Annotated in this window: 25 protein-coding genes; 14 read left to right on the forward strand and 11 right to left on the reverse strand. The window is 41.5% G+C overall.

The window, feature by feature from the left end:
- The first annotated feature begins 639 nt into the window (after nucleotides 1-639).
- Both F7734_RS63960 and F7734_RS63965 read left to right on the forward strand, forming a co-directional pair.
- Entirely contained in the window at nucleotides 640-804 is a 165-nt protein-coding gene (locus tag F7734_RS63960; protein ID WP_243147132.1) for a hypothetical protein, read from the forward strand.
- Nucleotides 788-1,210 carry a hypothetical protein gene (locus F7734_RS63965; protein ID WP_243147133.1) on the forward strand — a complete coding sequence of 141 codons (423 nt, stop codon included), beginning with the start codon at nucleotides 788-790 and terminating at the stop codon, nucleotides 1,208-1,210. The genes F7734_RS63960 and F7734_RS63965 overlap by 17 nt, the downstream gene beginning before the upstream one ends.
- A gap of 266 nt (nucleotides 1,211-1,476) precedes the next feature.
- Here the strand turns inward: F7734_RS63965 and F7734_RS28145 are convergent, their stop codons facing one another.
- Complete coding sequence (locus F7734_RS28145; protein WP_243147134.1) at nucleotides 1,477-1,620, reverse strand: DNA cytosine methyltransferase; 144 nt, start codon at nucleotides 1,618-1,620, stop codon at nucleotides 1,477-1,479.
- Nucleotides 1,587-1,727 (reverse strand): hypothetical protein, encoded by a 141-nt coding sequence (locus F7734_RS63970; protein WP_243147140.1) that lies wholly within the window; start codon nucleotides 1,725-1,727, stop codon nucleotides 1,587-1,589. Before F7734_RS63970 ends, F7734_RS28145 begins: the two co-directional genes overlap by 34 nt.
- A gap of 220 nt (nucleotides 1,728-1,947) precedes the next feature.
- On the opposite strand from F7734_RS63970, the gene F7734_RS62255 reads away from it, so the two are divergent.
- Entirely contained in the window at nucleotides 1,948-2,166 is a 219-nt protein-coding gene (locus F7734_RS62255; protein WP_155747900.1) for a hypothetical protein, read from the forward strand.
- 116 nt (nucleotides 2,167-2,282) lie between these two features.
- Here F7734_RS62255 and F7734_RS28155 read toward each other — a convergent pair whose 3' ends face one another.
- Nucleotides 2,283-2,495 carry a hypothetical protein gene (locus tag F7734_RS28155; RefSeq protein WP_155747901.1) on the reverse strand — a complete coding sequence of 71 codons (213 nt, stop codon included), beginning with the start codon at nucleotides 2,493-2,495 and terminating at the stop codon, nucleotides 2,283-2,285.
- Between the two features lie 31 nt (nucleotides 2,496-2,526).
- Between F7734_RS28155 and F7734_RS28160 the strand changes: the two genes are divergently transcribed.
- Both F7734_RS28160 and F7734_RS28165 read left to right on the forward strand, forming a co-directional pair.
- The gene (locus tag F7734_RS28160; RefSeq protein ID WP_155747902.1) at nucleotides 2,527-2,700 is read left to right on the forward strand and encodes a hypothetical protein; all 174 of its coding nucleotides are present in this window, start codon (nucleotides 2,527-2,529) and stop codon (nucleotides 2,698-2,700) included.
- A 325-nt stretch (nucleotides 2,701-3,025) separates the two neighbouring features.
- Nucleotides 3,026-5,566, forward strand: coding sequence for a hypothetical protein (locus F7734_RS28165; protein WP_155747903.1), 2,541 nt, complete (start codon nucleotides 3,026-3,028; stop codon nucleotides 5,564-5,566).
- A gap of 149 nt (nucleotides 5,567-5,715) precedes the next feature.
- Here the strand turns inward: F7734_RS28165 and F7734_RS28170 are convergent, their stop codons facing one another.
- From F7734_RS28170 to F7734_RS28185, 4 genes are all read right to left on the reverse strand, one after another.
- On the reverse strand, nucleotides 5,716-5,988 hold the full coding sequence (locus F7734_RS28170) for a PIN domain-containing protein (RefSeq protein WP_155747904.1): 273 nt from the start codon (nucleotides 5,986-5,988) through the stop codon (nucleotides 5,716-5,718).
- Entirely contained in the window at nucleotides 5,928-6,146 is a 219-nt protein-coding gene (locus F7734_RS28175) for a DUF2281 domain-containing protein (RefSeq protein WP_155747905.1), read from the reverse strand. Before F7734_RS28175 ends, F7734_RS28170 begins: the two co-directional genes overlap by 61 nt.
- 234 nt (nucleotides 6,147-6,380) lie before the next feature.
- A complete protein-coding gene (locus F7734_RS28180; protein ID WP_166482206.1) occupies nucleotides 6,381-7,499 on the reverse strand; it encodes a ferrochelatase in 1,119 nt (372 codons plus the stop codon).
- A gap of 284 nt (nucleotides 7,500-7,783) precedes the next feature.
- Nucleotides 7,784-8,347 (reverse strand): Uma2 family endonuclease, encoded by a 564-nt coding sequence (locus tag F7734_RS28185; RefSeq protein WP_155747906.1) that lies wholly within the window; start codon nucleotides 8,345-8,347, stop codon nucleotides 7,784-7,786.
- 275 nt (nucleotides 8,348-8,622) lie between these two features.
- On the opposite strand from F7734_RS28185, the gene F7734_RS28190 reads away from it, so the two are divergent.
- The 3 genes from F7734_RS28190 to ilvB all read left to right on the forward strand — a co-directional run bounded on the left by F7734_RS28190 (nucleotide 8,623) and on the right by ilvB (nucleotide 12,605).
- Complete coding sequence (locus tag F7734_RS28190; protein ID WP_155747907.1) at nucleotides 8,623-9,195, forward strand: hypothetical protein; 573 nt, start codon at nucleotides 8,623-8,625, stop codon at nucleotides 9,193-9,195.
- Nucleotides 9,196-9,293: 98 nt separating this feature from the next.
- The gene (locus F7734_RS28195; protein WP_155747908.1) at nucleotides 9,294-10,556 is read left to right on the forward strand and encodes an MFS transporter; all 1,263 of its coding nucleotides are present in this window, start codon (nucleotides 9,294-9,296) and stop codon (nucleotides 10,554-10,556) included.
- A gap of 141 nt (nucleotides 10,557-10,697) precedes the next feature.
- Nucleotides 10,698-12,605 (forward strand): biosynthetic-type acetolactate synthase large subunit, encoded by a 1,908-nt coding sequence (gene ilvB, locus F7734_RS28200; protein ID WP_166482207.1) that lies wholly within the window; start codon nucleotides 10,698-10,700, stop codon nucleotides 12,603-12,605.
- A gap of 158 nt (nucleotides 12,606-12,763) precedes the next feature.
- Here the strand turns inward: ilvB and F7734_RS28205 are convergent, their stop codons facing one another.
- Entirely contained in the window at nucleotides 12,764-13,651 is an 888-nt protein-coding gene (locus F7734_RS28205) for a LysR family transcriptional regulator (protein ID WP_155747910.1), read from the reverse strand.
- Between the two features lie 124 nt (nucleotides 13,652-13,775).
- Here F7734_RS28205 and F7734_RS28210 point away from each other — a divergent pair, with 124 nt between their 5' ends.
- The 3 genes from F7734_RS28210 to F7734_RS28220 all read left to right on the forward strand — a co-directional run bounded on the left by F7734_RS28210 (nucleotide 13,776) and on the right by F7734_RS28220 (nucleotide 15,978).
- Nucleotides 13,776-14,864 carry an aldo/keto reductase gene (locus tag F7734_RS28210; RefSeq protein WP_166482208.1) on the forward strand — a complete coding sequence of 363 codons (1,089 nt, stop codon included), beginning with the start codon at nucleotides 13,776-13,778 and terminating at the stop codon, nucleotides 14,862-14,864.
- Between the two features lie 218 nt (nucleotides 14,865-15,082).
- On the forward strand, nucleotides 15,083-15,556 hold the full coding sequence (locus F7734_RS28215; protein ID WP_155747911.1) for a hypothetical protein: 474 nt from the start codon (nucleotides 15,083-15,085) through the stop codon (nucleotides 15,554-15,556).
- 26 nt (nucleotides 15,557-15,582) lie between these two features.
- A complete protein-coding gene (locus F7734_RS28220; RefSeq protein ID WP_155747912.1) occupies nucleotides 15,583-15,978 on the forward strand; it encodes a hypothetical protein in 396 nt (131 codons plus the stop codon).
- 5 nt (nucleotides 15,979-15,983) lie between these two features.
- Here F7734_RS28220 and F7734_RS28225 read toward each other — a convergent pair whose 3' ends face one another.
- Nucleotides 15,984-16,499, reverse strand: coding sequence for a hypothetical protein (locus F7734_RS28225; protein WP_155747913.1), 516 nt, complete (start codon nucleotides 16,497-16,499; stop codon nucleotides 15,984-15,986).
- A gap of 387 nt (nucleotides 16,500-16,886) precedes the next feature.
- Entirely contained in the window at nucleotides 16,887-18,806 is a 1,920-nt protein-coding gene (locus F7734_RS28230; protein ID WP_166482209.1) for an FAD-dependent oxidoreductase, read from the reverse strand.
- 669 nt (nucleotides 18,807-19,475) lie between these two features.
- Here F7734_RS28230 and F7734_RS28235 point away from each other — a divergent pair.
- The 3 genes from F7734_RS28235 to F7734_RS28245 all read left to right on the forward strand — a co-directional run bounded on the left by F7734_RS28235 (nucleotide 19,476) and on the right by F7734_RS28245 (nucleotide 20,440).
- Entirely contained in the window at nucleotides 19,476-19,712 is a 237-nt protein-coding gene (locus F7734_RS28235; protein ID WP_155747914.1) for a peptidoglycan-binding domain-containing protein, read from the forward strand.
- 127 nt (nucleotides 19,713-19,839) lie between these two features.
- On the forward strand, nucleotides 19,840-20,076 hold the full coding sequence (locus F7734_RS28240) for a peptidoglycan-binding domain-containing protein (protein ID WP_155747915.1): 237 nt from the start codon (nucleotides 19,840-19,842) through the stop codon (nucleotides 20,074-20,076).
- Between the two features lie 127 nt (nucleotides 20,077-20,203).
- Nucleotides 20,204-20,440 (forward strand): peptidoglycan-binding domain-containing protein, encoded by a 237-nt coding sequence (locus F7734_RS28245; RefSeq protein WP_155747916.1) that lies wholly within the window; start codon nucleotides 20,204-20,206, stop codon nucleotides 20,438-20,440.
- A gap of 153 nt (nucleotides 20,441-20,593) precedes the next feature.
- Here the strand turns inward: F7734_RS28245 and F7734_RS28250 are convergent, their stop codons facing one another.
- Nucleotides 20,594-22,084: a glutamine synthetase family protein gene (locus F7734_RS28250; protein ID WP_155747917.1), complete on the reverse strand. Its 1,491-nt coding sequence runs from the start codon at nucleotides 22,082-22,084 to the stop codon at nucleotides 20,594-20,596.
- Nucleotides 22,085-22,106 lie beyond the last annotated feature (22 nt).

Here is a 22,106-nt window from a genome sequence, read left to right on the forward strand (position 1 = left end):
TTTTCAGTTAGTTGCTGGATATTTGCTACCAGTACATCGATAGTGGCATCATGTCCCAGTACTGTTTCGCCAACGTTAGCAAACAGAGTTTCTAGGCGGCTGAGTCGTTCCTCAATGCTTGGTGGTTGTCCTGCATTGGTCATTTGTCCTCCTCGTTTTCTTGAAGCCATTTAATAATCAGTTGATTTAAAACAGAATCCATGTCACTGCCAGCCTTTAAGCAAGCAATTTTAAATCTTAAATGAATGTCTTTTGGTACTCTCGCTCGAACAAATACGTGGTCGTTGGCGCTCCTCGGCATATATCTTTTATATAGCTCTATCGCTCCAGTGTACATATATAATGTACGCTTATTTTGGAGATACAGAGCTATAAGAGAACAACTTTGGAGCTATAGCGCTATTGGAGCTATAAAGCTATAATAGCAATGTAAGCGCAAAACGACCAGAGCAAGCGTAAAACGTATGACGTTTTCCAGTTTGGTTGCAACACTAGGTCTAATACCGTTTACAAGCTGAATTTTTCAAGACTTTTAGATAGTTGCATTCATTGCGGCAGCTTTGTGCTGTTGCACTACTGAACATGACAATCATATGATGTGCTTGCATTACCGTCCAGCCGACGCAGATTGACAAAGTGGTGGATAATGCCAATCCAGCAACAGCAGTTTTTTACACAATTATCTTAACAGACCGCATCGAAATCATTGTCAGGGTTCTAAAGCATATCACTAATGCTCTAAATACAACAATGAGCGAATTTTTGCGAGCCGTAGAGGAATCTTTAAGTGTTGACAGACAATGAAATAGAAAGATTAAGGAAAGCCATAATTGCTACTGTAGCATCTCCGGTTATTGGCTCGATAGAAGATTATGCTTGGGAAGCAATTTTTCATTATGTCAAAGATATTCCTCTTTCCGATCCAGCTTTAGGACGTAGCAAACTTCTTTATGATGCTGTTGATATTACGACTCAAACTGGTTGGTCAATGAAATCGCTTCAACTTAATAATCTCACACCAGGAAACACGTTTTTTTTTGTAATTCAGAGGGCAGATGTGATTAAAAAAGCTAATCAACTTGGCTTTCCTGGTCTTACCGAACTCTCTTCACCACAAGAATTAGGAGCAGCTATTATTCAACATTGGAACGAAAAGATTTTAACAAGCCAGTTACGAAGGTATACTTTTAAAAAATATACAAGGTACTGAATATGTTTATTGTGAATATGAACTCGAAGCACTCGATCCAACTACCTTTTCGTGGGCTTGGACGGTCAATAAAATTTCTGGGAAACAAGGAGCAGGTTTACAAGGAAGTATTGCAGGCAAAACAGATTTAGTATGGTACAAAAATCAAAAACAACTTTTCAAAGCCAGAACAATACTTCCCAACGCAATTCGTATTAATCTTGAACGAATTCGTCTTATACCCGCTCGATACGTAGAAACTATGCTTGCTGCCTGACAATCGCAAATCAACAACCCTTTGCTTGATAACAATTCTGAAGCAAACATCTAGCAATTGCTTTAGCCAAAAGCGGAGGAACAGATTCACCAATTTGAGAAGCCATATCGGTATATGACCCTACAAAGTAAAAGTTATCTGGATAAGAATGCAACCTTGCTGCCTCTCGTATTGTGATAGTTCTATTTTGTGTAGGATGAAGTGAAATCCCGTAGTTAATCCACCCGCACCAGCAAATAAATCAATTAATTTATACATCATATTTTGAATACTATAGTAATCATCTCATATTGTCAACAGATTTTAGAGATGTTGATAAGCTTTCTTCACTCTGAATCTCTCCTTAAAAGTACAAATTCCCTTCTTCCTTAGGAGAAGGGAGAAGGGTGATGAATAAATTCAGCAACGCCAAACTAGGTGGGATGTTACCACCTGCGATATTGACAACGCTATTCTGAATTAGCGACAAGACTCATGGACTATGGCAACTACAAACAAACAGAAGATAAAGATTGCAATGCGGAAAAGCCATGGCAAGAAAATGGAGAATAGAAGTATTGAAACAGTAGAAACTCCAAAAATTTGGGAGATGACATGTACGATCGCAAAACCAAGTAAAGTCCACAGAAAATATTTCAGACCCTTACAAGCCCAGTTAAATAGATTGCTCGTCATGATTTTTGCCCTTTTTGAGAATTAATTGTGAGATAGACGCACCCCCGACTACAATTGACGAAGGTAACGATGGACTCAGGAAAACCTATTAATAGATGCATTCCGGACCCTGACTTACTGTGTTAGAGAATGAAAAACAACTCAAGCTAATTTTCGTTTGAGTAGATTGGTTTGACTTTCAGGTGGTGGCAAATCATTTGAACACGGAGAAGAACCGCCTTGTACCTTGACTTGTAAGCTCCAAGGTGCGACTTGTACAGTGATGGCACCATCAAATTTTGCTATTATCCCTAAAAGAGTAGTAAGCAAAGCCAAATAGACAAAATACCGAAAATTTTGGTTCAATGAAATCACGTTTGCCCTCCAAGCAATTCATTAATTTGTTGTGCTAGTTGCTAGAGACAAAAAAGCAGATATGCGAATCTCCAACAGCATCTGTCGTGGTTCTTCCATCAATGCGCTGTTAGCAGATATTTATTCAATTGTTTGGAAACACTCTCACGCCAAAATTAAAGCTTTATTCAGTGGACTAAGGATAGAGTTGGTCAATGGGGAGTGAGATCCTCCCACAAGTACTCTCTCGTTCCCAGCCAGAGCCTGGGAACGAGGTGGGGGTAAGACCTTTCAAGAAGTCGGGGATCTAGAATAGCCAAATAGTGTAATTTGACCATACATGTTAATACTAGAATCATTATTCAAATAAATTGTGTAGTATAAAATACAAAAATTTAAGTTTTATCATAAATAATGTAAACTCAATATACACGTTAATGCTGAAACTATATATACTTTTGAGTTTATGTATAAATTAACACGGAATATCACTCAGGAAGATTTACAATGTAAATTAGATTTACATTTATATTGTGCACTAAATTAAGAAAATGGGCAGAGAAAGTGTTGGAGACCAAGAAGCGCTGCGCGAGATGCTCCACTTCTTCCTAGAGAAAATGGGAGCAACGCAGGTAGAGCTGTCAGAAGGGATGGGTGTTAGCCGACCGGTGGTCATCGATTTTCTTAATAAGGAAAAAGAACGGTTACCTGTCGATCGCGAAGGCTTGATCCAACTGTGCAAAAATCTTCGCAGTCGTAGAGCATCCAAAAGAAAATTAAAAAGGGAGAGTGAAAAAACTTCAGAAAAAGAAAAAATAGAATCAAATCCTGACGAACTGCGAAAGTTATTGGGAGACACAGGAGCAGATGAACTACTGGAGTCTGCTGGTTTCTTACCAGAGAAAACAAAGATTATCCGAGTTACCTCAGAGAGATTTTTTCAAGTAGCGCAAATAGCTGCATTGCTGGAGTTATTGGAATTGGGAGATTTCCGCTCTACATCTCAAGAGTTTTTGGCAATCGCAAGCAACAAGATAGCGATCGCAAGTCACAAGCTTTTTTTAAATTCTTCCGACACTCAGGAGAACGATTCCCTTGGGTATTTCATTGAAAACTTGAGGAAATCCTATCCAACCTTAGGTTTAAAACTGAGATTGGAGGTTATTGAGAAACTACAGCGAACGTGGGAAAGACTAAAAGCTGGTGGAAAAACAAACTTTTCTCGGCAAGAAGCAATTGCGCTTTTCCTAAGTATTACTATTAAAGAGCAAATGCTTAAATATCCAACAAATCTCCATATGAGAGTTCAAAAGTTGGAATTCAAAACATTATCGCGAACTATCGATTCGGAAAAGGAATATAACGATCTTTACTGTAAATTTTTACAAATCAGCCATCAGGCAGAGTGCGAGTTGAAGACCCCTAGTATGTGCTCAACAATACAATCAGATGCACAATCCCTCAATCCGCTCAATCCCGTGATTATGGCAATGGTCACTTGTAGCTTTAGTCATGATGGCAAATCTTATGAATTTCTTGAATGGATGTATACCTCTAGCAACACGATAGTGGAAAATGCTATTGGTGCATGTAGCTTACACATGGGCTTAACTGAAGAAATAGCCAACGTTACCCTATCAACAAAAACCTTAGACAGCAGTATTGATTCCTTAGTTGAAACAACAGTAGTTTTAGGAACTCAACAACAGTACCAAGGGATTTGGGTCGATAGAGACTCAATGATTACTATGCTGCAAGCAATTGTTTGTGCTGTAAAGCAATGGCTAGCAGAGCAAAGTTGGAATAGAGAACTCAATTTAGAAATTTATGCTTCAGTCTGTAAAACTCTCTCCGATTTAAGGAAAAGACTAACCAAAGTCAGGATGGCTTTTCAAAATTTTCAGTTCCTTGATGAAGAATGTCGCTCAACACAAATTAAGAGAATTGCTGATACAGCTAGAGATGAATTGAAGAAAATTCCTAAAGAGAAAATTTACTTTTCATATCGCCTCAACTTCTATCGTTGCTATTTCCTGGCAAAACGACTGGAGCTAAGGCTATCAAATTTCCAAGGGAATATCAGTAATGCCAAACTGCTCATTCAAACAATTAAAGAAACCCTTGAAGAAGACTGGGAAATCAAGAAACAGCTAGTTCCCATTCAAGCCCTGATCCAATCAGAAATTTATTTATATGAACTTTCTTGCGGACATAACCCAGATTTGTTTGAATCAAGTAAGAGGAAAAAGTGGCTTGGATTAGAAGAATGGGACAATCAAATTAGAAAGGCAATTAAACCAGGCTCTTGTTACAAAGACCCTGGATTAGATATTTATCAAGCCTTATCTGAAATTTATGGAAATGCTGCGCGAATACAGTTTTATCTTTCTAACGATCGTAATTTCCTTGAAGAAGCTGCAGTACATTTTCTCAGAGCCGCTCATTATGCATCACGCATTGGTTTAACACAACGAATGGCTAGATGGCTAGCTTTAGCGGGGCGAGTTTGGGTTAGGCTCGGAGATAGCCATTTGTCAAGACAAGCGTTAAGCTTTGCTGAGAAATTTGCTAAGGCTGATTTAACAACCGGTCACAGCCCTCATTTTTGCCAAGCAGTGCTTTCAGAAATTTATTTGCTGAAAGGGGAACATTTACTCCTGATTCAAGATGAACCTGTTCAAGCTCTAGAGAATTTTTTGAAAGCACTTAAGGGGGCTGTCTACTTGGGGTTGAATCGTCGAATGTGCGATGCACTTTCCAATATTGGAAGATGCTCGAAAAAGCTAGGTAACCTCAGCATTAGGGAGGGACTTAGCAGAGTTTTTAAGGAAGAAGATCGGTTAATTGAATCAAGCAAAAACAAATTCAATCAAATGAGTAATCACACATCTGAGAAAGTTCTAGATTTGCTTTGTAGCTTGTGGAGTAGAGAAGATAATCCTACCTGGTTTCAGGTGCGGGGTGAGTTTTCTAAACTTGCTGCTCAGACTTGGCAAGGATGGCATGATGATACATCTAAACCAGGAATGACGACAAAACACCCCATCGCCGAGCAAATTGAAAGTGAATCTTGGTTGTGTCAAATTATTTAGGGATTGGGGATTCACCTCGTTCCCAGGCGGAGCCTGGGAATGCCTCACGGGAGGCTCTGCCTCCTGTACTCTACCACAGAGTGCGAGGCAGTATCCCACAGTAATGCATTCTGTGCCAGAGGCTGGGAACGAGAGTGGGTATCTACTCATCAGAATTTATGCGATGAACCACTAGTACTCGGCATATCAGGAACTACACTGCGGCTAATTTCGCTCATTGTTACGGCTATATCAAAGTCTAGCGTTACAATTACAAACCCTGAATTTGCGTTTTCAAGAATACTTTTGAGTCTTTCCAAGGCGACGACTGGTAATTTAGATTTTTCCACCAAATATATAACTTCTACCAAAGTTATGGAAGCTACATAAATTGAGTCACCAGCTGTATATGCTTCATCAATTGCCTTTGTAGCGTTGTCCACATCTCACGCCGCACTTGAGCAATATCTTCTGAAGTGATATTGACATTTAAATCAGCCCAAAGTCCTTTAAGAGAACGGCGTGGACGCTCTACTTGATTTTTTTGTGCTAAAAATTCAACAAAATTTAATACCTCTTGCTGTTTTTCTACAGGCAGCAATAAGCCGGGTACGGCTTGCGCTTCGCGAACGCATTTTTGCTAATACGTTTTGTTCTATATTCAACGGTTGTTGCATATATTGTTCCTTTTACATTGCTACCTGAATTATACCTGTTTTTACATTGGGAAGAAGTTGAGCGTGAAAAAGCGCAACTGAGAGGTAGATGTTTTTCAGAATAAGGAGTGAGGAGTGAAAAGTTAAGAGCGCTTATCTTTGTTCCTCACTCATCGGTTTTAATGGTGGTGATGGTGATGATGACCTACAGCTAAGTGAGGATTCACTGTCACCGCTTCTTCTGACAGCAACTCAGCAATGTGAGCATTTGCCCATTCTGCTGCCATTGCCAAAAATGCTGGATCGTCGTTAACGCAAGGCATTTGCACGTAATTGATACCAGAATGCTTTTTCTCTAGAGCATGAATAATGTGATGTACATCCAATAGAGTTTCGTGGTTTTCCGTTGCAAAGCCAATTGGCATAAATACGATCGCTTTGGCACCTAATTGAATCAAATTGTTTGCAGCTTGTTCGACGTTTGGCTGCGTCCATTCAATTAAAGGTGTGTCATGGTTAAGCCAACCAACAGAGATGAGGGGGTAGCGGTTGATTAACTTATCCCGCACTAAATCATAAAGTGCTTGACTTTCAGTGATGCCAGAGGTAAAGCCTTTAGCTTTATGGGGACAACCGTGATTCATCAGAATAATGCCGATTTGGGAAGGGAGATAAGCATTGATTAAATCGGCATTAATTTTTTCTTCAACGAGATGAGCCATCAAATCGATGTAAGCTGGCTCGTTGTAAAAAGAAGGGATATAACGCTGTCCTTTCACCCAGTGTTCCTTACCATCTGCCATCTTGGCTAAAGCATTGTTAACTTGCTCAATGGCAATACCACTGGTGAAGATAGAATCAACCACTAGCAGTGGATAGATAAGTATTTTATCAAAACCCTCGTTTTTGATTTCTGCTAGGACTTGTTTGGGAAGAAAAGGGGCGCAGAAGTTGAAAGCTTTGAAGACTTTCACCCCTTCTCCCCACTTAGCTTGCAGGTTTTTCTCAATACCAGCCCGTTGTTTTTCAAAGATAGAGTTGTGTGGGGAAATGAAATCATGATGCTGGTGTCCCCACTCGTGACGGTCAAATAATGCTAAAAGCTTTGCCAAGGGAGGATAAACCCAAGTTGGCACTGGTGCAAATTTTGCAGTAAGTAGGTTTAAAGCCTGTTCGTTATAGTTGGCGAAATCCTCATAACTTTCAACTTCGCCGTAACCCATAAGCAATACGGCGACACGTTGTTGACCTAATGCGTCCTGGTGTGATTTTTGTAGTTTTTCGGGCGTAGCAACCACAATAACTTCCTCTATACAACTTCAAGAGTGTTCTTTTTTGTACTTGTAAAATTCTATCCTATGCCCCCCCACAGGATGAAAAAGTTACCTTTAGTAATACTTATGGTGTTATACTCCTATCTATCTACAGAAGGATGAAGTATGAATTACTCATCCCCCGAACTCTTCTCCCTTAGGATGCTTACTGAAGATAAGTGCGAAATGTTTCATTTTTATAAGAAATGTTAAGATATTCGCTTTAATGTCAATTGTATGTATTGAAACTTGATGCGAAGCTTTTACACTTAAAACTTCGGCATCAGTAATTGCTGAGCAGTCAGGTTAATTTGTGGAAAAGTTTGCGATACAATCCTTCGCTCGCCACTAAATACTGTTTGATGATAAATTGAACCAGCTAGCAAACAGACTGTTACTTTATTTTCTAACGGATCGACAATCCAATATTCATTAACACCAAAGGCAGCGTACTCTAATGTTTTGATAGCATAGTCGCGCTCAACAGATTCGGGAGATACGACTTCAACAATGAGTGGTGGTGCAGTTCTAAGAATCGCCGATTTCTTTTCAATGGACACAGCTTGTTGTTGAGTCATGACCAATACATCAGGACGCCTAATTTGTGTGCCGCAAGCAACTTCTACACCATTGGAACGCGGTTCTAATGTTAGTCCCAGTCGTTGTTTTTCCAAAATAAACTGAAATAACACGAAGGTGATGATTGCTTCGTGATTACCAGTACCAGGAGGCATTTCTACCAACACTCCCGAATCAAGTTCGTAACGCTTGTCTGTGCCATCATCATAGGTTAGATACTCCTCAACAGTCATTTTTAAAGGTGTGTGGGACATAATTGCCTCCTAATGTATAGTTAGTGGGGGCGTTTAAGACTGGATGTCCTTATGATAAATAAACCATTGAGTTGCTACAAAGTGCAATCGTTTAAAAATTTTTGTCTAAAACCTACGTAGGTGGGTTTTGCCTATATAGCCGTGATTTCTCATCACCAGGCTACAGACGCTCATACCATAATTCATCATTCATAATTCGTCATTCATAATTCATCATTCATAATTCGTCATTCATAATTCATCATTCATAATTCATCATTCATCATTCATCATTCATGAATATAATTCTTTGTCCTGGAATCCATGCACCAGACTTAACCCAGAGCTTTGTATCGGCATGGTTAGAGCAAGCTTCCCGCGAAGCAACAGAGCGAAAACAAGTAAATATACTTATTTTTCCTACCAACAATTATTCAACTTTATCAGCATTTCATATATTCCAATTTTTACGCGAACATTTGAAGAGTAAGCTAGAATCACCAGTGGTCTTTATTAGTTTTAGTGCTGGTGTTGTTGGAGCAATAATTGCTGCTTATATGTGGCAATTATTCGGAGGTCGTGTTAAAGCTTTTATTGCTATAGATGGATGGGGTGTTCCTCTCTGGGGTGACTTTCCCATCCATCGTATGAGTCACGATTACTTCACTCACTGGAGTTCTTCTTTACTTGGTAGCGGGCAAACTAACTTTTATGCAGCCCCATCTGTTGACCATTTAGCAATGTGGCGATCGCCTAACATTGTCCGAGGTTATTGGGTAGACTCATATAGTGGAGATCTATCTCCAATAGAACACTTGAGTGCATCTGAGTTTTTGCACTTGCTTGTCAAGCATTATGAAGACAATTAGTCCGGAAAACAGATTTGCCAATCGGGAGTGAGGAATGATGGAGTGTTCCCCAATATCCCACTCCCCTATTCCCACAGTTACTATTCCACTCATCCCAGATGTTTCCAACTGAACCTGCTGCTGTCAATACCGGATTTATCGCCCTGTTAAAAAACCGTAGTTTTATGCTGCTGTGGATGGGACAGGTGTTGTCCCAATTAGCCGATAAAGTTTTATTGGTTTTACTAGTTGCTATGCTTAAGAACTACCAACCCTCTTCAGGATTGCCAGAAAACTCCATGTACTCTACGTTGATGGTGGCGTTTACAATTCCAGCAATTTTGTTTGGTTCAGCTGGTGGTATATTTGTTGACCGCTTTCCAAAAAAGTTGGTTTTGATTGGCTCGGACGTTCTACGGGGACTCATGATATTGTTGATTCCCTTTTTACCGCGAGAGTTCCTGCTTTTATTGATAATTACCTTTGCCATCTCTACGGTGACGCAGTTTTTTGCGCCTGCAGAACAAGCAGCTATTCCCCTTTTGGTTCATAGCGAAAATTTGATGGCAGCCAACGCTCTATTTAGCAGCACAATGATGGGAGCTATGATTGTTGGCTTTGCGATCGGAGAACCAATGTTAAGTTTTGCTAAAAGTTTTCTGGGAGCGGAGTACGGTCAAGAACTGATTGTTTGTGGATTGTATTTGTTATCTGGCGCATTGATGCAGCCAATTCACCTTAAGGATTACAAACCAATAGAAGAAAAAGAAAAATTTATTCATCCCTGGGCTGACTTTAAATTGGGCTTGCGCTATCTCAAAACAAACCGCTTGGTATTAAATGCCATGCTACAACTGGTTGGTTTGTACTGCGTGTTTGCAGCTTTAACAGTTCTAGCGATTAGATTAGCAGCAGATTTTGGGTTGCAAGAAAAACAATTTGGCTTTTTCTTAGCAGCTGCAGGAGTTGGTATTGTACTGGGTGCAGCAATTCTAGGACACTGGTGTCATAAATTGCACAGGAAACCGTTGCCTCTCATAGGATTTTTGATGATGGCAATGGTATTGGGAGTGCTTACTTTTACCAAGAGTTTGATTTTGGCTTTGGGGCTTTGTGCTGTGTTAGGTATAGGTGCTGCTCTGATTGGAGTGCCAATGCAAACTCTGATCCAGCAACATACTCCACCTGCAATGCACGGTAAAGTCTTTGGTTTCCAAAATCACGCTGTCAACATTGCTCTTTCAGCACCATTGGCGATTACTGGTCCGATAGTAGATCGTTTGGGCTTGCAAGTGACGCTTCTGGGCATGAGTTTCTTAGTTGCTGCTGTTGGAATTTGGACTTGGCAAAATACCCGTCGCGTGTTGCAAGATGCCCTCTAAATTTTGGAAATATAAAGAATTCTTGACTATTTTGCTAGCTAAATTAGAAAATATGCGATCGCTCTGAGAAAATTTTCAGATAAAATGAAACTTTAGATACTACAATCAAGCATTATCTTCGCTACTCTGTGAGGTTTGGCTGTGCGTTCACCAAGTGTCTCCCAAGGAGATTCGCTTTCCCCAATTTCTCTTCCGCAAATAGAAAATCAAATTAACTCGAAGGTTTCTACATCGCCAGTTGCAACACCCAAACGTGCAACTGGTGGTTTCGCGCTGCTTGACAGCCTGAAACGTCATGGCGTGGAACATATTTTTGGTTATCCTGGTGGTGCTATTCTCCCGATTTACGATGATTTGTATAAAGCAGAAGTTGACGGTCGTGGGATCGAGCACATTCTGGTGAGACACGAACAAGGAGCTGCACATGCGGCTGATGGTTATGCTCGTGCAACAGGCAAAGTAGGAGTCTGCTTCGGAACTTCCGGTCCTGGAGCAACCAATTTAGTCACCGGCATTGCTACTGCCTACATGGACTCTATCCCCATGATTATTGTAACGGGACAGGTAGCAAGACCGGCGATCGGTACAGATGCATTCCAAGAAACTGATATCTACGGTATTACCCTACCCATCGTCAAACACTCCTACGTCGTGCGCGATCCCCGCGATATGGCACGCATTGTTGCAGAAGCGTTCCACATAGCAAGTACTGGTCGTCCGGGACCTGTGTTAATTGATGTTCCCAAAGATGTTGCCTTAGAGGAATTTGACTATGTACCTGTAGAATCAGGTTCAGTGAAATTACCAGGATATCGTCCCACCGTCAAAGGAAATCCCCGCCAAATTAGTGCTGCAATTCAGTTAATACGTGAAAGTCGGCGTCCCTTGCTCTATGTAGGTGGTGGTGTGATTACCTCAGGAGCATATTCGGAAATCAAACGCCTAGCAGAGTTCTTTAATATCCCCGTCACCACAACATTAATGGGGCTTGGTGCGTTTGACGAAAACCATCCCCTTTCTTTAGGAATGTTGGGAATGCACGGTACTGCTTATGCCAACTTTGCTGTCAGTGATTGCGATCTGCTGATTTGTGTTGGTGCAAGATTTGACGATCGCGTGACGGGCAAGTTAGACGAATTTGCGTCTCGTGCAAAAGTCATTCACATTGACATCGATCCCGCAGAAGTCGGAAAGAATCGCGTTCCCGAAGTCCCCATTGTTGGTGATGTCAAAACAGTATTGCAAGATTTGCTGCATCGGTGCAAAGAGAATATACCCAACCAAACCCAAGAGTGGTTGACTCTGATTAACCGTTGGAAGGAAGAGTACCCTCTAGAAGTACCCCATTATTCCGATAGCATTTCACCACAAGAAGTCATAGCAGAAGTTGGTCGCCAAGCACCCGACGCCATCTTCACTACAGACGTAGGTCAACATCAAATGTGGGCAGCGCAATTCCTTAAAGCAGGTCCGCGACGTTGGATTTCCAGTTCTGGTTTGGGAACAATGGGTTTTGGCGTGCCTGCAGCAATGGGTGCTCAAGTTGCTTATCCAGATCGCCAAGTCATCTGTATTAGTGGTGATGCCAGTTTCCAGATGAACTTGCAAGAATTAGGTACGCTTGCACAATATGGCATTAATGTCAAGACATTAATTATCAATAACGGTTGGCAGGGAATGGTGCGCCAGTGGCAGCAAGCTTTCTATGGAGAACGTTACTCATGCTCCAATATGGAAGTTGGTATGCCAGATATCGAGTTCTTGGCAAAAGCATACGGCATTAAAGGTATGGTCATTCAAAACCATGATGAGTTGAAAGATGCTATTGCCGAAATGCTCGCACATGACGGTCCAGTTGTCGTCAATGCTTATGTTACCAGAGACGAGAACTGTTACCCAATGGTAGCCCCAGGTAAGAGTAATGCCCAGATGGTAGGCTTGCGCCGCCAACCCCAAAAAGCATCAGTTGAGCCAATTTATTGCAGCAACTGTGGTGCAAAGAACCAGCCTAACAATAATTTCTGTCCGGAGTGCGGTACGAAGTTGTAACATTCTCACTCCAATACAGTTTGGATTAGGACTTACGCATAGCCCCCTTTTTCAGGGGGTTTTTTGTTTTTTAAATCCAGACTGTCTGGGGGACTAAGAGGGGTTGTGTTTGGCAGTCGGTTACAGATTGATTGTCTAGTTTTCTTATGATACAAAGCTTATGAAACGACTAATTCGTTCAAGAAAACCTTAAGAAATTCATGCACAACTGATGAAGATTCTGTCTGTCGTCGCGCTATTGCCAGTTTTAACTTTAGAAAATCGCCTATTAACGGTCGGTAAACGACTCCTTTGGCACTCAAGTTTTGCATATCAGTAAGCACAAATGTAATTCCTGCTCCAGCTGCTACTAATCCCAAACGAGTTTGAGCGAGTTCTGCTTGTTGCACGATGTTAGGAACAAAGCCGACTTGCTCGCAATATTTGATGAAGTCAGCGTAGAGTACAGGTGCAAGCGATCGCGGATAAATAATGAGCGGTTCGTTGGCTAGAGCTTGTAGCGGTATTTGTTTGTATCTTGCAAGCGGATGGGATGAGGAAAGTGCAGCGATGTAAAACTGTTCGTGTAACGGATACACCCATAGAGTTGGTTCGCGAATTGGAAGATAAACAAATGCAACATCAATCTGCTGAGTGCGTAAAGCTTCAACGTGAGCTTCCGTTCCACCGCTTTTCAAGATTAACTCGACTTGTGGGTAACGCTCTCGGTACATTTTTAAAATCCTTGGCGCGTAGCAAAACAATGTTGCTTCAGTTAAGCCAAGTCTTAACTTCCCAATGTGTCCATCAGCCACCTGTCTGGTAATTTGTATCCCTTCCTCTACCTCATGTAGAACCCGACGTGCGGTTTCCAAAAATTTTTGTCCGGCGGGTGTTAGCTGACAAGAGTGTTTTGTGCGATCGAACAGTTGAATCTCTAAATGGTTTTCCAAAGCTTGAATTTGTTTGCTTAATGCAGGTTGGCTCAAATGCAATGACTCAGCCGCCCGACCAAAGTGCAGTTCTTCAGCAACAGCAATGAAATATTTGAGTTGGCGGAATTCCATATGAATTATGTGGCAATAACTATAAGTTATTAAGTCATATCTAATATGAAATAACAATCTTCTGACCGCCTTGTAATATGGGATTTAAGATGTGTTTGCCAGAATTAAACATTGAAAAGTACTTATGGAAAGCAATCAAAGTCATGGTACGTATCCCACTCCCGCTCTGAGTTCAATTTCCCGTCGTACCGCAATTAAGGTGATGGGATTTGGTGCTGCAACCACTGTCGTCACATCCTGTGCTCTCAAAAGTACACAAGCAAAGAACCAAGTAGCGAAACCCAATTCAAATCAGTCATCTCCTATCATTATGAAAGCTATCCCTCGTACAAAGGAAATGATACCCACGATTGGAATGGGAACTTTTATGACCTTTGATATTTTACCCGGACAGCCACGCAATCATCTTCAGGAAGTGATGCGTCGTTTCAAGGATGGAGGTGGGCGTGTTATTGATACTTCACCACTCTACGGGATGTCAGAAATTAGCGTTGGCGATTATGCAACTACACTTGGCATTACAGATAACCTTTTCATTACAAATAAAATCTGGGCTACTGGTGAGTATTTGAGTGACAACAGTCAAGCGCTACGTCAGATCGAACAATCAATGCAAAGATTGTGGCGAAATCGCATTGATGTTATGCAAGTTCATAGCCTAGTGAATGTAGACGTAATCCTCCCAATTTTGCGCTCGTGGAAGCAAGAGGGTAGAATCCGTTATATCGGAATCTCGCATCACGAGTTACCATATTTTGAAGCCTTAGCAGGATGGATTGAGAAAGGCGATTTGGACTTTGTTCAAGTTCATTACTCGATTCATACACGTTTAGCTGAAGAGAGAATTCTACCTGCAGCAAGCGATCGCGGAACAGCAGTTTTAGTTAATATGCCTTTTGAGAAAGCACGCCTCTTCGATCTGGTTAAGGGACAACAACTACCCGATTTTGCTCGTGAGATTGGATGCGAGAACTGGGCGCAGTTTTTCCTCAAGTTCGTTATTTCGCACCCTGCTGTAACCTGTGCTATTCCAGCCACTAGTAACCCCGAACATATGAGTGAGAACATTGGTGCATTAAGAGGAGCGCTTCCGGATCGCCAAATGCGTGCTCGGATGGTAAAGTACTTGGAAAGTATTCCCGGCTTTGATAAACTTGCTCAAATGCGTCCTTATCCAGGTAAACAGTTTAGCGGTGCTGTTCGTTTGTCCTGAATCTGATGATATCATCACAAAGATGGCGAGCGCTATTTTTCTCATCAAGAGTTGCTAGATAGTTACGTGCTTGTTGGCAACCTTGCATGAGTAATTCATCTAATCCTGTAAGTCCCAAAAGTCGATTACACAAAGCTTGGATACGCCGGGACTCAATTTTCTTCGGGTGGTAACCATTTTCTTGCGATCGGGGCTTAATATTACATCGTCTACTGTAGTTGGTATTACAGATACATTTTTTACAGTTACACCTAAATCGCGATCGGACAGCGATCGCTATGACGGCTGTAGACACAGAAGAAGGACGCGATTTAGCTTTGAGGTATGGTTTTCAAACTTACTTAATTAAACCCATCGAACCGGATGAATTAATGCTAGAAATAGCAAAACTCGTTAAAATTCAACCAAAAGAACAACAATCTGAACAAAACTTGGAAGAAATCACATCTACTGACGAAAGCTTATTTGTTTCTGAATTAGAACAGGTGGAGAAGTTACCAATTCAAACGGAATCCTTAAATAAAGGTTTTGATAATAAGGTTGTTGCTAGAGCAAAAGAACTGATAACAGATTCAAAACAGCTTCAAATACAGTATCACGACCTTGGTTCTCGCTTTGTAGCCTTCAAAGCTCATTTTACTCAAATTAAACAGAAATTAAGCTCAATCAAGCCGTATATAAGTGTACAATAGTTAGAGTGACGGGGCTTGCCAAAAATATGATTCAAGATACCGTACAGGGCGAAAGCGATGATATGTACTTGCAGCTTATGGAGATCGGCCAGAAAGCTTTGGAAAATGCACATTATGAAACCGCATACCATGTATTATGCGCCGCTATGCATTATGCCTATGCTCAAAGCAATGAAAAACATTTAGAAGCTGTGGCACAAGCAGCGAGAAACCAACTTAATTGGATTGATACCCACAACCCAACCCATCGTATGTCAAGTCAGTCCTCAGTAAAGCGCAGTGGTATAAACTTGTACCAATCGCTCATGACACAGATTCATGCAGACTTACAGATTATACAACAGCAACGCCGAAAAGAAAACTTTAAACATTTACCCTGGTTTGGTGATGCAAATAACAATCCTTCTGTAAAAGAAGAATAGAGATTTTAGTAGGGAAGCCCTCGGTATTTCCTAATGGATTTTTTAGTACATGGTTTGTGTTCGGTAAAGGGCTGGGATAAAGGGAGACTGTCAAACTCACCTCGCTCTTTTGCTAAGCTTGAATTGCCAGATTTTTCTTCATCCGTTAGAAATAAGTTTTCGGTTGAATTGTGGGGATGAACAGTGGTTGCCAGCTTCGTCTGTGTTTTAACAACAGCATCGGTATCTGCGACTTGATATAAAAGATCTATAGCCTCATGCAACCCATGATTTATTTCAGTTTCGCCTGCTAATCTCTCTTCTTTCTCCTCGACCCAAACTGTTAAATATGACTGATTTTCTACAATTAAACAGAGGAGATTATCATCAAGAAATTCTTGACAAAATTTGATAGCTTTTTGATGATATTGTATGGAAAAATCTATACATCTAGTTAAAATTTTATTTTTAAAAATAATTTGTGATTCTCCCATGTAGGAAACACCTTTAATTTCTAGATCCTCTAGGCTAAGAAAAAACATAGTAAAAATCCGACTTGAATTTCAATACTCTCAAGAAACAAGGCTAAGGGCAGAGAAAAGTTACTAGGAAGATTTCTCTGTAAGCCAACTTGGGTAGGGCAGAAGAAAAATTTTATTTGTTACTGTCATTTATAATGAGATGCAATTACTGCCCTTAGGCTACTCCTAAAAAGCCAATAGTAATTAAGAGTAGCAATGTCAGGTATTGGTTTTTTGGTTAATGCTCCTTGTGCGATTTATATTTTCGCTTGCGAGTCATTAAACTAATATTAGTGAGTATAACAGTTCCTTAGTTATTTCTACTCTCTTCATACAAGGTTTACATTTAATGGTCATTTGTCATTGGTCATTTGTCATTTGTCATTGGTCATTTGTCATTTGTTATGATTACCAAGAAAGACGCAAACCTTGCTTTTTCATCGCTTGTTGCAATTGAGGCATTCTTTGTTTTGGAACAATCTGGGCGGGAGTTAAATCTGGTTGAGTTAGTAGCCAAGCGGCTGTTACTCCAGAAGCAGCGCCAATACCCCACTCGCTATGATGAACGCGAGTTACAGCATTGACAATGTGAGTCACGGCTATACTCTTCCCACCAATCAGAAGATTATCGATTTGCTGAGGAATCATGCTTTCCAAAGGAATCATGACGGGACGAACTACAAATTCTCTAGCTGGGGCTTTGGCGGCTTCATTGGATGGTTCCCAATTACGATAGCGACACCCATGGATATCAATATCATAATGAGTGATAGCGACTACCGTTTTGGAAACATCTCGACCACCTGAAACATCTGTTCTAATATCTGCCTCGCGCATCATGAACTCATTCTGTCCCATGGCTTGGCGTCCTAAAATTCTGCGTCCCTCCCGAATATAGGGCACTATACTCAATCCTGAAACTGTACCCATGGGAGACTCTGTTCCAAAGAGGTAAGTCAGGGGAAAATTAGGTTGAGCTTGAGTTTCTAAAAGCCATTCTGCAAAAAAAAGTGCATGATTTTCACCTTCCTTAAGTGCTTCTAAAGCAAGCCCTCCCACCCAGTTTTGTCGCTGTCCTGAAGCACTTATCTCTTCTTGTGTCAGAATTAAATGGGGATTCATTAAGTTCCAGTCGTTACCTCGATTCCAGTTCACCATAGTTATGTCCCCACGCACAGGAGTATCAACAAAGGGGTTACTACGGCGCATACTAACAATACGTCTGTAATTAAAAAAGCTTCGACCCGCAAATACGGGGGTTCCTTTTATGGAGTAATCTTTTTGATGTTCCTCTTTTGATATTCCTGACTCGATACGAGATAAGCGATCGCGACTCAAACCCCCATCGTCATGAATAGCAACTGCAAATGGATAGGTAAATGCTTGGGTGCATTGGGGGTTATCTTTAGGGGCTGCATGAATTTCACCTGTTGTAGCACGAGATTCCGACCCCTGTCGGTGGGGAATGCCCGCCCATCCTATCAATTCTCCCGTATCCGTGGCGTCAATAACTATCATGCGATCGCCACTTGGGGGTTGCAGTCGCAGTGGGACTTTTTCAAATTCCTCATTATCAAACCAGGAATACCAAGAGGTTAATTCTTGAGAGAGACGACCTTTAGGAACATAGTTAGAATTCCGTGGTATCCTTCTAACTGCATAAATTGAGACAATTTGCTGCCCCGTACTGTCAAATTCAGCCCCTTTAAACGCAATAGAAGTTCCCCAACGACTCCCTGGTGCTGTACTAGACGAAGACTGAAGCAATTGTTCTGCAGCTAACGCGCCTGCTTTGGGAGGAAAACACAACTTACCCACCCAACAACTATTAATATCTTTTACTTTTAGAGGAGAAGAAATGTTTGACCATGCAGGTAGTTCTACAGGTTGTTGTGCAATCAACTGCTTGAATTCAATCCAACTTTTTGAATGATTCTCCTTAGCCCGCATTGCCAGTGATTCATCAACAGCCGAGACACCTTGAGAGCTAATTTGTCCTCCCAGCCAAGGAGTGAGTTCAATCAAGCAAGTTTTTGCTCCCGACTGCATTGCTTCGGATGCTGCTGCTACTCCTCCCAAAGAACCGCCAATCACAACAACAGAACATTCCCAAACCTCTTTTGCTACAGGTAAAGGGTTGAGTTGGGGTAAACCATTCGTTCCTACAAGCGGTTTCACTTTTGTCTTTGAGCTAGGCGTCGAATCGAGTTTCGAGTTTGGCAACAATAGTGCAAAACGGGTATGGAAATAACCCAAACTGACAACAGCAAGGAAACCCAAAGCTGATATTAGCAGAATAAATGGACTGAGACGGCGAGGTTGCTTCACTGGGAATAGAGTAACGGATTTGCATCTTTCAGATGTTATCCTAAGCTTTGCCCAATTTCACACCCTCGTTCCCATTTCACACTCTCGTTCCCATTTCACACTCTCGTTCCCATTTCACACCCTCGTTCCCATTTCACACTCTCGTTCCCAGGCGGAGCCTGGGAATGCCGTCTTAGGAGGCGGAGCCTCCTGCACTGAGCCTACCAAACAATGTAGTAGGGCTTTTAACCCTCAAATCTGTACTCTGAGCCAGAGTTATCAGCACCGCCCCGATTTGCCAACCGTAAGCAAAACTACAAATTATGTATTTGCTGGCTCAGCTGTTGCATACCAAGTTTTGGAAACGATCTTTGCCATTTTTGCTCAAAAGCAACACGAGTTTCAATATCGCGTAAAGCACATTAGAAAAGTCAGAAAAAGTCAGAAAAAGTCTTAGCTTCATTCATAGTCTCCATTTGTTTGCGAAAAGCTGTCCAACCAACCTGAATCAATATGTGAAAGTAAATTCGCTGATAGGTTCAATCGCCTAGAAGCAAATAATGGCATCTACTCAAAAAATATTTCTTTTTTAAAAAAGTGCCATTCAATAGAAGCCAATTTATCACAAAATCACGGCTTCCATGTAATTGTGTTTTCGTTATTTATCTGCAATCAAAGGAGAAAATCATCATGAGTCAACAACATCCTTCAATCTTACGTCGCGGTGACCAAGGTGCAGAAGTTAAACGCTTACAAGGAGATCTCTCTTACTTGGGATATGATTTAGGTCCTGCTGGTATTGATGGCATTTTTGGTGAATACACTGAAAAGGCTGTGATTGCATTTCAAAAAGATAACAACATCACTGTTGATGGTATCGTTGGACCTGAAACAGGAAAAGCTTTGGGTGCTCGTTTAGCAGCATAATATCATGTTCGGCTAGTGACTTATAAATTAGGAAGTGCCATTCAATAGAAGCCAATTTATCACAAAATCACGGCTTCCATGTAATTGTGTTTTCGTTATTTATCTGTAATCAAAGGAGAAAATCATCATGAGTCAACAACATCCTTCAATTTTACGTCGCGGTGACCAAGGTGCAGAAGTTGAACGCCTACAAGGAGATCTCTCTTACTTGGGATATGATTTAGGATCTGCTAGTATTGATGGCAGTTTTGATGAATACACTGAAAAGGCTGTGATTGCATTTCAAAAAGATAACAACATCACTGTTGATGGGATCGTTGGACCTGAAACAGGAAAAGCTTTGGGTGCTCGTTTAGCAGCATAATATCATGTTCGGCTAATGACTTATAAATTAGCAAGTTTCATTTAATGGAAGCCAATTTAATCAAAAAACATGGCTTCAACATAGTTGTTTGTTCGCTAATTATCTGTAATTAAAGGAGAAAATTATCATGAGTCAACAACATCCTTCAATTTTACGTCGCGGTGACCAAGGTGCAGAAGTTGAACGCTTACAAGGAGATCTCTCTTACTTGGGATATGATTTAGGAGCTGCTGGTATTAATGGCATTTTTGCTGAGGACACCGAAAAAGCTGTGATTGCATTTCAAAAAGATAACAACATTACTGTTGATGGGATCGTTGGACCTGAAACAGGAAAAGCTTTGGGTGCTCGTTTAGCAGCATAATATTATGTTCGGTTAATGACTGAATAAACGAATTACAGCAGATTTCAACTTGGTGAGGTACAAAAATTACCCCCCTTTCATCCCCCCAAGGCATCGGGGGGATGAAAGGGGGGTGTACCTCATCAGTCAGCAAGAAGATGGATTTTGTTGCGTTCAGAACAACTCAAAGTATTCTCTTTGCTCCCAGTCAGTCACCTGCTTTAAAGACTCTTCAGGAGCCAATTCAGCTACAGCTGCCTGAAAGCGTTTAATCTCGCTCTGTTTAATTTTTATCATAAAGTTAATAAACTGGTGTCCCATTTTTCTGTGGAAAAGTTCGCTTTGCTTGAGATATGCGATCGCCTCGTTCAAACTTTTGGGTAATAGAGGATTGTCTGCCGTAAAGGGTTCGTGTGTTGGCGAACCAGGGTCAAGTTTGAGATCTACACCATCTAACCCAGAAATCAATTGCGATGCCATGTAAAGGTATGGATTTGCTGCAGGTTCTCCAACTCGGTTTTCGATGTGAGTCGTGGGGTCACCAAAGCCGCCTTGTACTCGAATCATTGCTCCTCGGTTTTCCAGTCCCCACCCAGCGCGGTCAGGAGCTAAGGAATTAGGCTTAAACCGTCTGTAGCCGTTAATTGTAGGAGTTGTGAACACACAAGCAGCATTGGCGTGTTTGAGAAGACCACCAACGAAGTGTTTGCCCAGATCTGACATCAGCGCTGTTGAGTCGTGTGACATCAAAGCATTCTCGCCTGTCGTTCGGTCTACAAGCGATTGATGCAGGTGCCAGCCATTAGAAGAACATCCTTTCAGGGCAGGACGACACATAAACGATGCCAGATAACCTTGCTGACGGCAGATTTGCTTGGTTGCCATGCGGAAGATCGTCATCGTATCCGCAGCTTGCAATCCTGGAATCGGGTCAAACGTGAATTCAAATTGACCGGGACCCCCTTCGTTTTCCACACTCCTTAATGGTAATCCCATTGCAACAAGGTTCTCTGCCAGAATTAGCAGCAAATCGTGAATCTCTGGATTGTGTGATTCCAAAAGGTATTGGAAGCTATGCTCAACGGCACTGACTTTGGGGGATTCACCGGGGTTTCCAGAAGTACCAACGTGAGTGATGTCCAACATTGGGTCTTCCAACTTTGCTAGATACCATTCAACTTCCAAGCCGACAATGTACTCTAACCCTCTCTGATGTAATTCTGCCAGGGATTGCCGCAAAATGCCGCGACTCGAAAGGGGCATTGCTCCGCCATTTTGAAAATACAGATCGCATAAGATCGCACATGTGCGTTTTGCCCAAGGCAGAATTTGGAAGGTATTCGGGTCAGGAACAGCCACAAGATTTGGCGCACCTGTCATCTGATGCATATCTAAGCTACCACCAGAAACGAAGGGATTAAACACTAGGGTCCCTCCAGTATCAAAAAGGAATGTCCCCGTACTGATTTGCATTCCGTTTGAGAGTGCATTGAAAAATGCTTGGGGTAGCAGCGACTTACTACGAACAATGCCATGCTGGTCTTCCCAGGCGGTGCGAATCAACAATAGGTCGCGTTCCTTAACAATAGCCTTGATTTGCTCAGATGCTTCTTTTTGGGCTTCTGTCCACAAGTTGTGACGCTCAATAAATCCAGGTTTTTTCATAAAAACTTGCGGCTTGGGTGTG

This window comes from Scytonema sp. UIC 10036 (assembly GCF_009725235.1).